This window comes from Halovivax cerinus (genome assembly GCF_024498195.1).
Taxonomy (GTDB): Archaea; Halobacteriota; Halobacteria; order Halobacteriales; family Natrialbaceae; genus Halovivax; species Halovivax cerinus.
Map to the genome: position 1 here is coordinate 3,304,687 of NZ_CP101824.1, position 14,127 is coordinate 3,318,813.

Sequence of the window (14,127 nt, forward strand, 5' to 3'; positions counted from 1 at the left end):
TTTCCCCTGGCGCGCATAACGCCACCCGTGAGTCCACCGATCGACGAATCGAGGTCACGTTCGGACGGCGAGGCCCAGACCACGAGAACGGCCGACGAACCGCCGACGTCGCTCGAAGCCGCGCTCGAACGAGCGCGGTCGCTGGCCGTCGACGACCTCGCCGACGCGATCCAGTCCATCGGATTCGACTGTACGCACTGTGGTGCCTGCTGTCGTGCCGAACCGGGTGTTTCGACGGACGGCGAGTCAGGGGTCGCCGACGAGTCGGTGGACGCTGGAGACGACCGCACTACGAACGACGAAACCATCGAGCCGCACACGGCCACCGTCTTTCCGGACGAAATTCGTACGCTTCGAGATCGGCTCGAGCGATCCGACGACGACGTGGCGTGGCGAGACGTCGCGCGCCCGACCCCGTTCGGCCTCGAGAGTGACTCTGACGGGTCACAGACGGGAGAGACGTTCGAGTGGGCGCTCCAGACCGACGCCTGCGGAGACTGCACGTTCTACGACCCCGACGGCGAATCCGGCGGGTGCACCGTCCACGAGGACCGACCGCTCATCTGTCGCACCTACCCGTTCAGCGTCGCGCTCGACGGGACGAGCCAGCCACTCGGCGACCCGGTCGACGATGAGGGCATCGTCCGGGCGCACGAGTGTGAGGGGCTCGGGCGACCGATAGCCCGTTCGGACGCCGAATCCATGGCCGCGACGCTCAAGCGGCGGGCAATCCGAGAACTCGAGGAGGCAATCGCCGTGATCGACAGCTACGAACCCATCGATCGAGACGTCGACGGACCGATCGTTCACGATTCAGACGGCCCGAAGCATTCTGATGGACGCCCGTTAGAACGCTGATCGAAGATCTGAACGGTCGCAACGACCCGAGTCGCACGGCCCGAATCGAGCGCCCATCGGTAGGCGATCAGAACGTCTCTTCGATGATCTCGCCGACGGCGAAGTTCGACTTGACCTCGCTGACCTCTACTTTGACGCGTTCGCCGACCTCGGCGCCGGGAACGATGATGACGTAGCCACGCTCGACGCGCGCGATCCCGTCACCCTGCTTGCCGATGTCCTCGATCTCGACGTAGCGCGTCTCGCCGATATCGACTGGCGGTCGGGGCTCCCCGGGTCGCGACTCGGGTTCTGCCTCCGGCGCAGTCCCCGATTCCGTCTCGTCCCTCGCGATCAACGCGACGCGATAGACAGAATCGGTGTCGATGTCACCCGTTTCGACCTCGTGCTTTGGCACCTCGACGACGTAGCGACCGTCCACTTCGGAGACGTCGGTACTGAACAGACACAGGAGTTTTTCAGATATTTCCACAAGTACACCCTCACGTGGCCAGAACAGATCGATCCTAATAATATTACCGGCGTTCGAAGGGGTCACGGCATCGAACGACTGGTAGCCGCCGTCCCGGTCACGCGGGTAGCTACCGTCCCGTCACCGCGATGTCACGGCGAACGGCGAGAGGTCGACGTCCGCATCGACGTCCACGTCGTCCACGGACGCGTACGGCCGGTTGACGACGATGTCACCGGCGCGCGAACGGCCGACACCGGGAATGACGGTGAGTTCGTCGAGCGACGCGTCGTTCAGATCGAGCGGATACGGAACCCCGGTGACCGACCGGTAGCCGTGGTCGACGATCGCGACGTCCATCGTGGTCTCGAGCGGTCGTTCCCCCGGAATCCCGACGAGGAGCGGGTACGTCCCGAGTTGTCGACCGAAGGTCGTACCGTCCTGGTGGTATTCGAGGTGGACGTCCGGGAGGATCGTCCCGGACGGTACCAGCCGTCGGAGCATCGGATTGTCGATCTCCTCTCTGACCCGACGTTTGTAGGGTTTGAACTGGTTTTTGTGTGCGATGGCGATGTCCGCACCGGTCTCCGACATCTCCGTCCCGGCAAAGGCCATCACCTGTCTGATGTTCACCCGTCGAAGAAGCAACCCCTCGTCGTAGACCCGGTGGAGGAAGTCGAGGTTGTGTTCGTACGTCTGCTCGCGCTCGCCAGCGAGGCCGTGAACCAGATTGATCCCCGGAAGTAGCTTCGGCAATCGCATCGCGGCGTCGGAGCCGAAGGTGGGGGCGTCGTCGGGGTCGTCGCCCGGTCGCCATCCACCGGCTTCGTTGACGATGCGTACGGCCTCCAGGCACTCGTCGGTCGAGACGGCCAGGTTGTTCTCGTCCTGGACGACCGGATCGGCCGATTCGAGTCCGAACGCCGCCGTGTCACCGGGCGTGTTGTACTCGGCGATGATCTCGAGACCGCGACGGGCGGACGACGGCCAGCGCGCGATCGTTACCGGATTGATGTTGTCGAGGTGGAGCGTCTCCAGCTCGGGCGCGACCGCCCGGATACCGGCGTACAGCGTCTCCAGAGCGTCCGGGTTCGGCGCCTCCCCGTCGCCGCCGTAGGCGAGCATGTCGGCCTGCCGGCCGAGTCGGAAGTGGCGAACGCCGTATTCGGAGAGCGCGTCGACCTCGTCGATAACGCTCTCGGGCGGTCGGAACGTCGGATCACCGTACAGCGGTTCCGTGCAGAACGAACATCGATACGCACACCCCCGCGACGTCTCGAGTTCGCAGATGAGGTAGTCGGGGTGGTTGGGGTGCTGTTCGACGACGAACGCGCCGGTTTTCGCCCAGCGCGTCGCCTCCTCGACGTCGCGCATCCGGTCGCCGAAGCCTTCCAGCCCGTTTCGGACGAGATCGTGTGCGGCGGCCTCGACGTCGCCCTTCGCGACGAAGTCGAAGTCCAGATCCTGGCGCTGCGTCTCCGTTGCGCCCTCGTTCGCCTCGCCCACGCCGAACCTGACCGGCCCGCCAAGCAGCGTCGTCCCGTTCGCCGTCCAGGCGAGTTCTTTCACCTCGTCGGGTTCCGCGGGCGTCCCACCGACGTACTTTCCGGGAACGGTGATCCCGCCCAGGTAGACGAAGAGATCCGCTTCGTCGACGTCGCGCCAGCGCGATGGGTGTTCGCGGAGCCCGTCGATCGTGTGGTAGGTGATCCGGTCGGTCGGGACCCCTGCATCGACGAGCGCTCCGGCGGTGTACCGAGGGTACGTCGAAACGTACGGCGGCACCCCGAAGTGAGCCGGCTCGTCGACGTACCCGTCGACGATCGTCACCGTGAGCGACTCGGGGTCGGTCATACGGGACGTACTGATCCGAACGGGAAAACGCTGTCTGACTCCGCTTCGGTGGAATCGAGGATCAACGTTCGCCCCGCGCCGAGACGCCGACCGTGACACGACGAAACCCACCACCACTCACACGAGGCGAATACCAGCACCCCACGCGCCGAGAATACCAACTACCCACGTTCACGTCTACCATCCCACGACCCCGATATCACCTCCATCATCCCACGACCTCCGAGGGAATGGTTACCTCGTAGCGCCATCACAGCGTACAAGGGTTCGGACACCCGATGACCACGTATGCCAGCCACCGCCGAGTATCGCTGTGACGCGGACGAGTGCTTCCTCGACATGTTCGAAGTCCACTACACCTACGACGTGCCCGACGACCACGACGGCTCCGACCTCTCCTGTCCCGTCTGCGGCGAGACCGATAGCGTCCGCGAGATCGAACTGTAGGCAACTCGCCACCGATCCGCGACGGTCGCCGATAGTGGCCGACTCCAGTGCTACCAACGACCACAGCGTCTGACGATTATTTTGACTATACACAAGAGATATAATCGAGGACGTCGTATCAACTTCTGACAGTGATGTTACAGTCCTCCCTCCCCCCATTCCGTGATGCGTCGGCCCGACGCGGTAGAGGTGTCCGTCCGTGAGGGACCGGACAGTCCCTCGCAGCATCGTCGACCTGGTGTATCGAGGTGTCGGACAGGTAACCCGGACGATACAGCGAGTCCGCACCCTCGATTCGGACCTGCTCGAAACCGACGGCTCGTACCTGCTGGTCGTCGACACGCCGGGCGCCGACACGGCCGCACTCGACATACGGTATCTGGAAGGCCAGATACAGGTCGTAGTCGACCGGCCGAGAACGACCGACACCACGTACCGAACCCGGTTTCTGGGTCGATCGACGACGTTGGCCGCCGACATAGCTCTCCCCGACGACGCGGTCGTCGACCCGGAAACGGCGACGGCGAGACTCGATTCGCTGGGGACGGTGAAGATAGAACTCCCCAAGGAGACGGCCGCCGACGAGGACCGCCCGCAGGGCGAAGAGATTCCCATCGACGACTAGCGCTCAAACCCCCGAAACCCAGACCATCACCCGGTTGAGACCGGTCGACGATGACACGCCCACCACGTACCCGTACGCCTCGAAGAGCCGGTCGCGACGGTGCCCGCGTTCCCGTCACAGATCGCTCCCGACCGTCACTCGCCGGTTTCGATGCTCATTCCTGCGTGGATCTCGAACGAGACGTCAGCGTCGACCCTGGAGGGGTCGAACGCACCGATGGCGTCACCCCCGAGAACCCGCTCGGCCAGGCGCTCGCCGATCGCCGGAGCGCGCATGAACCCGTGTCCCTGGAACCCGGTCGCAACGAAGACGTCGTCTGCAACCTCGCCGACGAGCGGATCGCCGTCAGGCGTGGCCGTACAGAGCCCCGACCATGCCCGGCGGAGCGATGGGTCCAGTGACGGATAGCGATGTTCCACCCGATCAAGGAGGGACGTCGCGAACTCGTCCGGTGCTGATCGGTCCCAGTCGTCGGGGTCGGCTTCGACGAATTCGGTGCCGTTGCCCGCCAGAAGCCCGTCCGGGTGGGGCCGCACGTAGAAGTCTTCGGTCGCGTCGAAACACACGGGCTCGTCGTACGTGGCCGTGGCCGTGAGCGCTTTGACACGGTACGGTTTCATCGCGATGTCGACGCCCGCCGCCGCGAGTAGTGCTTTCGTGTGTGCACCGGCGGTCACGACGATGGCGTCGTACGTCGTCGACGACCCGTCCGACTCCGTGATGGCCGTCGGGTCGATCGAGATCGACACCGGCGTGTCGGGGCGTAGCGACGCACCGGCACCGTCCGCCGCAGCGGCCAGACACGCCGTGTACTGGGCCGGATCGGTGTAGCCGGCCGCCCCGGCGACGCCGGCGACGGCGACGTCGTCCGTCCGGAGTGAGTCGAACCGTTCGCCGAGGGCGTCACCGTCCATTTCGACCGCGACGAGCCCGTTCTCCTGCATACGGACGACGTCTCGCCTGATCGCCTCGGCCCGCTCGTCGTCGCCTTCACGTGCGAGAAACACGTACGGGCACTCGACGAACGGGAACGTCTCGTCGCCCGAGAGTTGCCGAAACCGTTCGATCGACTCGCGACCGATCTCCGCGTCGAGTTCGTCGGCGAACGCGGCGTAGCAGACGCCAGCGGCCCGACCGCTCGATCCGCTCGCGACCGAGCCGCGATCGTACAGCGTGACGTCGGCACCGCGACGAGCGAGGTCGTACGCACACGTCGCCCCGATCGCACCCGCACCGACGACGGCGATCTCCCTCCCCTCGCCGTCGAGTTCGAACGCATCCGGACCGACGGCGAGTGGGGCGTTTCCTGGCGCATCTCCGGTGACGTCCGGCGGCATTTCGGGCGTCATCGGTGGTCACGCTGCCAGCAGTCGGCGATCGGACGAGCGGCCAGCCAGTCGACGAGCGCGGCGAGTTCCGACGCCGCCGCGTCGAACAGGTCCGCTCCCGCCTCGGGAGAGGCCTGCGTCGGCTTTCCGACGGCCCCGCTCTCGGTGAAATCGATGGTGTCGAACCCGACGGTCGCGCCGTGGACCGACGACCCCCAGGAATCGGCACCCCCGGCTTCGGCGTCCGTAAGGGCGTCCGGATCGACGTGTTCTTCGTGGAGGTGCCAGACGAGACTCGATTCGGCGGCGTCCGCGTGCCCGCCACCCTCGTCGAAGCGGTCGTCGGCGAGATCGTCGACCGCGTCCCACCAGTTCCACGTCGGGGCGAACGCCGTCTCGGTCGCCCGCAGGTCTCGAGCGACCCTCGAGAGTGCGTCGACGTTACCGCCGTGACCGTTGACAAAGACGACTTTCCGCAGACCGTGCTCGCTCAGACTCTCGACGGTCTCACGAACGTACGCGGCGAACGTCTCCGCGGAGACGGTGAGCGAGCCGTCGAACTGCATGTGGTGTGGACTGACGCCGACCGGAATCGTTGGCAGGGAAACGACGTCGTCTCGTTCGGCGACGGCGCCTGCGAACGCCCGCGCCGCGTAGTGATCCATCCCCAGCGGGAGCGCCGGGCCGTGCTGTTCGGTACTGCCTGTCGGCACCACCGCCACGTCGGCTCGTTCGATCGCGTCGGCCGCCTCGCGCGTCGAACACGTCGCAAGCGTTGGCATGCGTGTCTGTCTGACCGGCAACTACTTACGTGTGTGGTCGCCGGCGGTCGTCGGCCGGCGTCCGCGGAGATTCGAATACGCTTCGCCGCCTACCGCCCGAGGAGCGTCTCGAGACCGCGAGCGGGATAGCCCACGATGGCGGTGACCCCGACGGATCGCAGTCGCTCGATCCGATCGCGTATCGACGAGGCGTCGCCCACGAGGGCGTAGTCGTCGACGGCAGCCAGGAGCGTCTCCCGGGCGTCGCCGGTCGCTCCGGCGTCCGTCTGTGCATCGTCCGGTAGCGCCCTCGCGACCGACGACCGGCGGGCGACGTACGCTCCGACTGCGTCGAGGAGCGCGTCCTCGTCGTCGGTCGCCACGACCGGCGCGTAGACGGCGACGTCGCCCGCGAAGCCGGCCGCCCGGACGGCTCTGACCCCTCGTTTCGTGTTCGGGGAGAGCAGGTCGAACTGCCCGGCACCGGTCGCCATCGCGATACGCTCGATGCTCTCTGTCCCCACCCAGGCGTCGTCCTCGCCCTCGAGCGCGGCGCCCAGGCGCGGGGCGACGGCGCGCGTCCGTTCCGCTTCGGAAAGGTACGCGGGGTGGCCGGCAACGAGAACCCGCCCGACGGTAGCCGGTAGTGCTGCGGCCAGCGAGTCGTCACCCAGTGGGTCGAATCCGTCGGCTCTGACCGGCGTCGTCACGCGGACGTCGGTCGATTCAGCGAGGCGAGCCAGGGCGTCGGCGGCAGGGAGCGACTCCCGGCCCTCGTAATCGATCGTCACCGTCGCGGCCGGGACAGACGCGAGGTCCTCGATCGCTGTCTCTGTCGGCTTGAGGGCGAGCCCATCCAGTCCGATTCGCGAGACGGACCCGTCGGTACGCGCTTTCGTGTGTTCGGTCAACATCGTCGATCACCGGTCGAGACGACGGCTGTGCTAGAATCGGCTCGGAACTCGATCCATCGTCTGTGAGACCATGTAGACGAGAGAAGTAAGCCGGCGTACAAAAGGGTGACGTTTGGTACATCGCAGCGTCCATCGATTCGAACGTGCATTCGTCGGATGATTCGCGTTCGGTGATCGATTCGGGTTCGTCGGGCGATTCGCGTTCGTCAGGTGAGTCGGGTGAGTAGCCGTCGTCAGGTGAGTCGGGTGAGTAGCCGTCGTCGGACGAGTAGGGTCCGCGTCGTCGAGTGAGGCGTACTTCGGGTGAGCTACGTCCGCGTCGGGAAATTCTGTCACGCCAGTCGCTTCTACAACCGTCGGTGACCCGATCCTCGCACGGGACCGAGTGCGACGAGTTCAGTCGACGGTCCGGTCGATCCGCGCCGCCGCGTGAAAGTCCGTCGCGAGATCGAGAAATTGCACGAGGATGCGCGCGGTCGCCCCCCAGACGGTGTAGCCGTCAACGTGAAAGTAGTGAATAATCGACGTCCCACCATCCGGCCGCTCGTGGTGTTCGTATTCGTACACATCGGGGTCGAGCAACGCCGAGAGCGAGAGAACGGCGATCTCGGCCACTTCGTGGTCGTCGGGGACGTACGTCCGGTCGGGAACCCAGGCGACGAACGGCGTCACCGCGTACCCGGTTATCGTGCTGATGTCGTCCAGCTGCCCGACGACGGTCGGTTCGTCGGGGTCGAGGCCGATCTCCTCGTTGGCCTCCCGTATCGCCGTCTCGCGGATCGAGGCGTCTTCGGGTTCGACGCCACCGCCGGGAAAGCTCATCTGTCCGGGGTGTTCGCCGAGGTGGTCTGCGCGTTTGGTGAACAGCAGGCCGTAGTCGTCGGCCCGATCCACGATCGGAACGAGGACAGCCGCGTCGGACGGCTGATCGTCGATCGGCGTCGGCGTGTGGCGCGTGATCGGTTCGATATCGAGAGAATCCATTGGTCAATCACACAGTGCGTCGAGGCGGTCGCGTTCGTCGTCGAGGTCGACCGGCGCCCAGGCCTCGACCTCGTAACTCAGGTCGAGGAGGTCGCGAGCGTGCGCCTCGTCGTTCGCGTCGACCGCCTGGTCGACCTCGGCGGCGAAGCGCTCTCCTGCCAGACGGGCCAGTTCGTCGGCCGACGGCGATCGAGGGGGGACCTCGAGGATGTGCGGCAGGTCCTCCGCGTGCGGGGGCAGTGTCGGAAAGGCAGCCGGTCCGGCCACAAATCCGTCCGAGCCATCGACATCGCAGGCGAGCAGGGCGAACGACTCGAGCGCCGCATCGATGGCGTCGGCTGCCGCCGGTTCGGATCGGCCCGTTCGCGCGGCGAGTTCCGTCAGCGCTCGCTCCAGTTCCGACCGGGTGAGTGCCCCGAAGAGGTCGACGATTCCCGCCAGCTCGTCCACGGTCGGCTCCATACCCGAGACAGAGGCGGCGGACAGTTAGCGTTTTCTGACTCCGTCGCCCGATCCGGCCGTCTCGGGCGACCGATCAGGTCCAGTCCGTCGCCACGGTCAGCACGTCGTCCGGAGAGAGGTCGACCGTCTCCCAGGTGGGGAGGCGCCGGTCCGGGCCGGGTGCCTCGATGGCCGTCACGTATCGTTCGAGCTGGGCGTACTCTGCCGACGCGTCGTACGAGAGCCCGTTGAACTGGGCGTCGGTCCGATACTGCGAGACGAGGCGTCGACCCGCCGCGAGGTACGCCTGACTCAACTCGTCGTAGGTCGGTCGTACACCGTGGTCGGCGAGGACGTGAAACAGCGTCTCGCCGACGCGGCGGCTCATTCCCTCGAGCCCGGTCTCGCCGGCGACAGCGCGGTGATCGTGTTCGTGGTGGCCGAGATCGACCTGGGCGGAGCCGTCGAATCCGGCAGCCGCGAACGCGTCGCCGAGGACGCCCAGCTCCAGCCCCCACGAACGCGGTGCGCGGACGGTTCGGGCCAGATCGGCGGTCATCGCGAACTCGCCGGCGAGCGCGTAGCGAATCGCACACAGGTACGAGACGATCGCGGCGTCGTGGTGTGCCTCGAGAGCGCGAACCAGCGGTTCGTAGAAGAGGCGAACGAGGCGACCGTACAGGCGGTCGTTCTCGACACGGGCGTAGTACCCCTTGGCGAACGAGTACTCCATCGTCAGGGGTGCGAGCAGCCGGCGCACGTGGTCGGACTCGAAGCTGCTGGCGTCGGCGTCGTGGACGACGACGTACGACGCCCGCTCGGTGGCCGGGCCGAGCGCCAGCCAGACGTCGTGGCCCTTGCCGAACCCGTCGTCCAGGCCGACCGATTCGAGAGTCCGTTCGACGGCCGGCGCGTTACACCACAGGACCTGGAGCGAGAGGTCGAACGACGAGAGCCAGGTTTCGAAGTCGTCGATCCGCTGCGCCGGCGCCCGCACGGGGACGAACACGACCGCGGGGTCGACGCGCTCGAGTTGGGAGAACACCCGCTCGGCCGCGAGGCTCGCGTGGTCCCGATCGGTCATCGGTACGACGACCGCCGTCTCGGCCAGGGCCGGGTCGACGGCGGGCGGGCTCCCCCGACCGAAGTCGTGTAGCGTCGTGATCCGCTCCTGGACGAACTCCATCGCTCTGTCCTTGGACTCGACGGGGAAAACAGGTCCGACTCCGGTCACCGTGAACCGCGACCCCATACGCGACGGATCGAGCGACCCCTAATGGGGAGAGCACCGAACGGACCCGTCCGCCGACCGGGTCGAGGGTCACCCGTTCGCGCCGGTGGGTATCCAGCCAGCGACGGTCAACACGACCAGGACGGCCGTCAGGGCGGCCACACCGATCGAGAGTGCGGTGAAGACGGCATCGAAGGAGAACCCGACGTCCACGAGGACACCGACGACGACGCTGCCGATCGCCTGGATCGGCATCATCGCGCCGCTGAAGACCGCGTAGCCGCTCCCGCTGTGGGCCTCCGGGAGTGACGTGAGAACGTACGTGTCGGTGACTGGAAACAGCGAGTGCATGACGAAGCCGAGAACGGCGGAGACGACCAGCACGGGGACGACCGACTGCACCGCTACGAGCGAGAGCATCGAGCCGACGAACGCGACGAGGATGCCGAGCATGAGTGGGACGAACTGGAGACGATCAGCGAGGAGGCCCGCAACCCAGAACGCGGGGACGCCGGCCGCGAATACCACCGTGAGCGCGAGCCGGGCGTCGGCGCTCGTGAGCCCCTTCTCAGTGACGAGGTAGGTCACGTAGAAGTTGAAGACGCCGTTCCACAGCAAGCCGGCGAGGCCGATCACGGCGATCCCGGCGAGGATGAGCCGCCAGTGAGCGGCGAGCGCGACGCGTAACCGCAGGTCGAGTGTCTGCGGGTCGGAGATGGTCGATCGTCTGGCGGCGGCCCAGAACAGGATCGCCGATCCGAGCGCTGCGACCGAGAGCGAGACGAACAGACCGCGCCAGGCTGCGAACGGCCAGAAACGAGCGGCGAGTGCGACCCCGACGGTGCCGGGGGCGACAACGGCGGCTATCTGGCTCGCCGTACCGTGTATACCGATCGCTCGGCCCACCCGGCCGGGATACAGCTGACCGATGAGCGGGCTTGCCGCCACGTAGTAGACACCGCTGGCGATCCCAACGAGCACCGTCGCGACAGAGAGCGTCACGAACGACGGCGCCGCTGCGGCCACCGCCGACGATGCGGCGAGGACCAGGCCCGAGCCGAGCACGACCCGGTGACGCGGATAGCGCGTCAGCAGGTAGCCGGTCGGAAACCGCGGCGCCGCACTCCCGATCCAGACGAGGGTGGCCAGCAGGCCGACGGCCGCCTCGCTCACCCCGAACGCGGTCCGGAAGGGTTCGAGTAGTGGCGCGTAAATCACCCTGGCAAAGTTGACCAGGAACACCAGGACACAGAGCGAGCCGAACACGCCCGCCCGGGGCGAGACAGTCCGCCGAGTGATACCGTACACGACCGTATCGAGGGGCGTCCCCGATTCAAAGATTTCGACACGAAATGTCTCCCCACCGACCCAGGTCTTTTTCTCCCCCACGTTCGTATGATCGAGACATGAAATCCATCAGAAAGGCGCTCCGGGAGGGTGAACTCGAGAAGGACACCTACGATCGCGTCACCTGCGCGACCTGCGGCAAGTCGCTCAAGACGGAGAACGATCCCGACTCCATCACCACCATTCGCCGGTGTCCGGACTGCGGCACCGAGTGGAAAGCGATCCGATAGCACGAGGCCCCGATCACGGTCGGTCGCGCCGGCGATCCGGGCGTCCCGACCGGTACCAAACTGAGCGGCGGCCGACCGCCGAGATCGCCACGGTGGCTGACGGTCGACCGCCGCGACGCTGTCGAATGCCGGCCTCGTTCGCGTGTTCCGTCGCGTACCGTACGCGCTGGATACACGCGAGTGACCGACGCCGAGGTGGGTATCGACGGAGAGCTCGACTACCGTTCACCCGACAGACCCGCGAACAGACGCTGTTCGAACTCTTCCCTGCTGACTCCGTCCGACGGACCGAGGCCGGCCATGTGCTCGATGGATATCTCACCGCCGCCCATACGCGCGTGACCGCCGGCGGACGCCATCGGAATGTCGCTGACGACGTGTCGCAACGTCTCGCCCATGTGCACGCGGTCGTCACGAGATCGACCGGAGAGGTGAAGCGTCCCGTCGTTTTCACCGTACACGACGACCGCAGTCACACCCTCTAGGTGCATCAACTCGTCCGCCGCCTGCGGGATCGCGTCGACGTTACCGATCGAACCGACGTCACAGATCGCGAACGATCCCTCGACGCGGCGATTCCTGATCGCGTCCGCCTTGATCTCGAGGACCTCGTCTGCGACCTGTGGATTGGCGATCCGATCGAGCAGATCTTCGTCGATCCCGGGAAAGAGCGTCGCGCTGGCGTCGAACTCCGCCGGTGAACATCCTTTCGTCAGCTGGTTCGTGTCGGACTGGATCCCGTACAATAATCCGGTCGCGAGCGACTCGGAGACGAGGGGCGCCGACGCCTCGCCGTCGTCGACTTCGGCCGCCAGTTTCGCCCCGATATCGGTCAGGTACTCGACGACGATCGTAGACGCCGCCCCGTAGTCCGGGCGGACGTCGGTGAACTGCGTCCCCGAACCGTTACCCGGGTGGTGGTCGACGACGGCGATCGGTTCGATCTGTTGCGATCCCGTGAATCCGCGCGCGGTGTTGTGATCGACCAGCACCACGTCGTCCGCGGCAAGTTCGGAGGCCGCCTCGATCTGCTCGAGATCGAGTTCGAGGAGCGTCCGAAACGCGCGGTTCTCCTGATGACGGATCTGTCCCGGATACTGAAGCGTCACGTCGGTACCGACCGTCTCGGCGAGTCTGGCCACGCCCATGGCACACGCCATCGCGTCGGGATCCGGGTTCGGGTGCATGAGGATCGCGACCTCGTCTCGCTTCGCGAGCAGGCGACGAAGTCGGTCGCCGGGTGGTCTGTTGAGCCACCGATAGAGGACCAGAGAGCCGGCACCGACCAGGACGACCACGAGTACGGCTGCGGAGAGTACCAGCGGATCCGTGGCTGTGATCGCGTCCACCTCGAGGCCACCCACCGTGACCACCCCACCGGACGGATCACCGGATATCACCGCGGTGAACCGATCGACCATACCCAACCCTCCAAGTCGGTAACCATGAAAGTTCCCCTCACGGTTCGGAACGCGAAATACGTCGATACGCGGCCGGTACGTGTACGATACCTCCCGAATTCGTACACGACCGTGGACATCGCCGTCCACGGCCGGTCAGTGATCGAAGCCAATCACGAATCGCGGTCGTCGACCACGTCGCGGTACCCATCGCGGAACGTGGGGTACGTATATTCGTACCCCGTCGAGACGAGTCTATCGTTGGCACACCGCTTACTGGTCAGGAGGCGGCGTTCGGCCCGATCCGTCAGATCGTCCGCCGCGAGTCGCTCGCGTTTCGTTCGCTTCGGGGGCGGATCACGTCCGCAACGCGTCGCGAGCCAGTCGGCAAGCTCCCACCTGGCCACCGGCTCTTCGTCGACGACCTGGACGACGACACCGCGGCCCGCATCGGTGGTGAGGAGGTGTCGAACGGCCCCCGCCGCGTCGTCGCGGTGAACCAGATTCAGGATGCCCTCGGTGACCGGTCCCTCGAGGTATCGATCCACGCGATACCGACCGGGGCCGTAAATGCCGGCCAGCCTGGCGACCGTTCCGTCGATGGCGTACTCCGGTGGACGCTCGAGCGCGATGCGTTCAGCCTCGGCCAGGACTGCCGCCTTCTCCGTGGCCGGTTCGATCGGTGTCGTCGAGTCGACCCAGTCGCCGTCGTGGTCGCCGTGAACGCCCGTCGACGAGGTGTAGACGAGCCGGTCCGGCGACCGGGATCGACCGCCGAAGTGCTCGATCGCCGTCCGGAGGCCGTCGACGTAGACGGTACGGGCCGCATCTGCGTCCCCGCCGCCGCTGCTCGCGGTGAAGACGACCGCGTCGGCGTCGGGGACCGCCGACAGCGACGCTGCATCGGTGACGTCCGCCCGAACGGCGTCGAAACCCGCCTCTTCGATCGTTGCGAGCCCCTCGTCACTCCGACGAACACCGACGACCTCGTGGCCCGCTTGGGTCAACTGGCGCCCGAGTTCGAGGCCGACGTATCCACAGCCGAGGATGGCCACGCGCATACCAGTACGTCGGAACCGAACGGATAAAACGCCGGCGTCCCGTCGGACGGTGGCTCGCCGGTTCGACGAAAATAATCGAGGAACTCCAGTGGTTCGACGTACGCGGTCGAGGAACTCCACCGAATCGACGTACGCGGTCGAGGAACCCGAAGACTCCTCACTACACTCACGGGTGTGACGGGCCGACCGCCCCGT

General features: G+C 66.3%; 15 protein-coding genes. 4 read left to right on the forward strand and 11 right to left on the reverse strand.

Annotated elements, in window-relative coordinates; translation table 11 throughout:
- The first annotated feature begins 141 nt into the window (after positions 1–141).
- On the forward strand, positions 142–858 hold the full coding sequence (locus NO366_RS15680; RefSeq protein ID WP_256534037.1) for a YkgJ family cysteine cluster protein: 717 nt from the start codon (positions 142–144) through the stop codon (positions 856–858).
- Positions 859–925: 67 nt separating this feature from the next.
- Here the strand turns inward: NO366_RS15680 and NO366_RS15685 are convergent, their stop codons facing one another.
- A complete protein-coding gene (locus NO366_RS15685; RefSeq protein WP_256531725.1) occupies positions 926–1,330 on the reverse strand; it encodes a TRAM domain-containing protein in 405 nt (134 codons plus the stop codon).
- A gap of 120 nt (positions 1,331–1,450) precedes the next feature.
- Positions 1,451–3,163, reverse strand: a complete 1,713-nt coding sequence (locus NO366_RS15690; protein WP_256531726.1) for a radical SAM protein — start codon at positions 3,161–3,163, stop codon at positions 1,451–1,453.
- A gap of 288 nt (positions 3,164–3,451) precedes the next feature.
- Between NO366_RS15690 and NO366_RS15695 the strand changes: the two genes are divergently transcribed.
- Complete coding sequence (locus NO366_RS15695) at positions 3,452–3,610, forward strand: DUF7559 family protein (RefSeq protein WP_256531727.1); 159 nt, start codon at positions 3,452–3,454, stop codon at positions 3,608–3,610.
- A 199-nt stretch (positions 3,611–3,809) separates the two neighbouring features.
- Entirely contained in the window at positions 3,810–4,235 is a 426-nt protein-coding gene (locus tag NO366_RS15700) for an Hsp20/alpha crystallin family protein (protein WP_256531728.1), read from the forward strand.
- Positions 4,236–4,369: 134 nt separating this feature from the next.
- Here NO366_RS15700 and NO366_RS15705 read toward each other — a convergent pair whose 3' ends face one another.
- The 7 genes from NO366_RS15705 to NO366_RS15735 form a co-directional block, all read right to left on the reverse strand.
- The gene (locus NO366_RS15705; RefSeq protein WP_256531729.1) at positions 4,370–5,584 is read right to left on the reverse strand and encodes an NAD(P)/FAD-dependent oxidoreductase; all 1,215 of its coding nucleotides are present in this window, start codon (positions 5,582–5,584) and stop codon (positions 4,370–4,372) included.
- A complete protein-coding gene (locus NO366_RS15710; RefSeq protein ID WP_256531730.1) occupies positions 5,581–6,345 on the reverse strand; it encodes a creatininase family protein in 765 nt (254 codons plus the stop codon). The genes NO366_RS15705 and NO366_RS15710 overlap by 4 nt, the downstream gene beginning before the upstream one ends.
- 89 nt (positions 6,346–6,434) lie before the next feature.
- A complete protein-coding gene (locus NO366_RS15715) occupies positions 6,435–7,238 on the reverse strand; it encodes a DUF7388 family protein (protein ID WP_256531731.1) in 804 nt (267 codons plus the stop codon).
- Between the two features lie 396 nt (positions 7,239–7,634).
- The gene (locus NO366_RS15720) at positions 7,635–8,222 is read right to left on the reverse strand and encodes an NUDIX hydrolase (RefSeq protein ID WP_256531732.1); all 588 of its coding nucleotides are present in this window, start codon (positions 8,220–8,222) and stop codon (positions 7,635–7,637) included.
- A 3-nt stretch (positions 8,223–8,225) separates the two neighbouring features.
- Entirely contained in the window at positions 8,226–8,684 is a 459-nt protein-coding gene (locus NO366_RS15725) for a DUF7109 family protein (RefSeq protein WP_256531733.1), read from the reverse strand.
- Between the two features lie 73 nt (positions 8,685–8,757).
- Positions 8,758–9,849, reverse strand: coding sequence for a glycosyltransferase family protein (locus tag NO366_RS15730; protein ID WP_256531734.1), 1,092 nt, complete (start codon positions 9,847–9,849; stop codon positions 8,758–8,760).
- Positions 9,850–9,984: 135 nt separating this feature from the next.
- Entirely contained in the window at positions 9,985–11,193 is a 1,209-nt protein-coding gene (locus NO366_RS15735; RefSeq protein WP_382273885.1) for an MFS transporter, read from the reverse strand.
- A 107-nt stretch (positions 11,194–11,300) separates the two neighbouring features.
- On the opposite strand from NO366_RS15735, the gene NO366_RS15740 reads away from it, so the two are divergent.
- Positions 11,301–11,471 (forward strand): HVO_0758 family zinc finger protein, encoded by a 171-nt coding sequence (locus NO366_RS15740; RefSeq protein ID WP_256531736.1) that lies wholly within the window; start codon positions 11,301–11,303, stop codon positions 11,469–11,471.
- A 218-nt stretch (positions 11,472–11,689) separates the two neighbouring features.
- On the opposite strand, the gene NO366_RS15745 is transcribed toward NO366_RS15740, so the two are convergent.
- Both NO366_RS15745 and NO366_RS15750 read right to left on the reverse strand, forming a co-directional pair.
- On the reverse strand, positions 11,690–12,892 hold the full coding sequence (locus NO366_RS15745; RefSeq protein WP_256531737.1) for a DHH family phosphoesterase: 1,203 nt from the start codon (positions 12,890–12,892) through the stop codon (positions 11,690–11,692).
- A gap of 152 nt (positions 12,893–13,044) precedes the next feature.
- The gene (locus NO366_RS15750; RefSeq protein WP_256531738.1) at positions 13,045–13,932 is read right to left on the reverse strand and encodes an SDR family oxidoreductase; all 888 of its coding nucleotides are present in this window, start codon (positions 13,930–13,932) and stop codon (positions 13,045–13,047) included.
- Between the last annotated feature and the right edge of the window lie 195 nt (positions 13,933–14,127).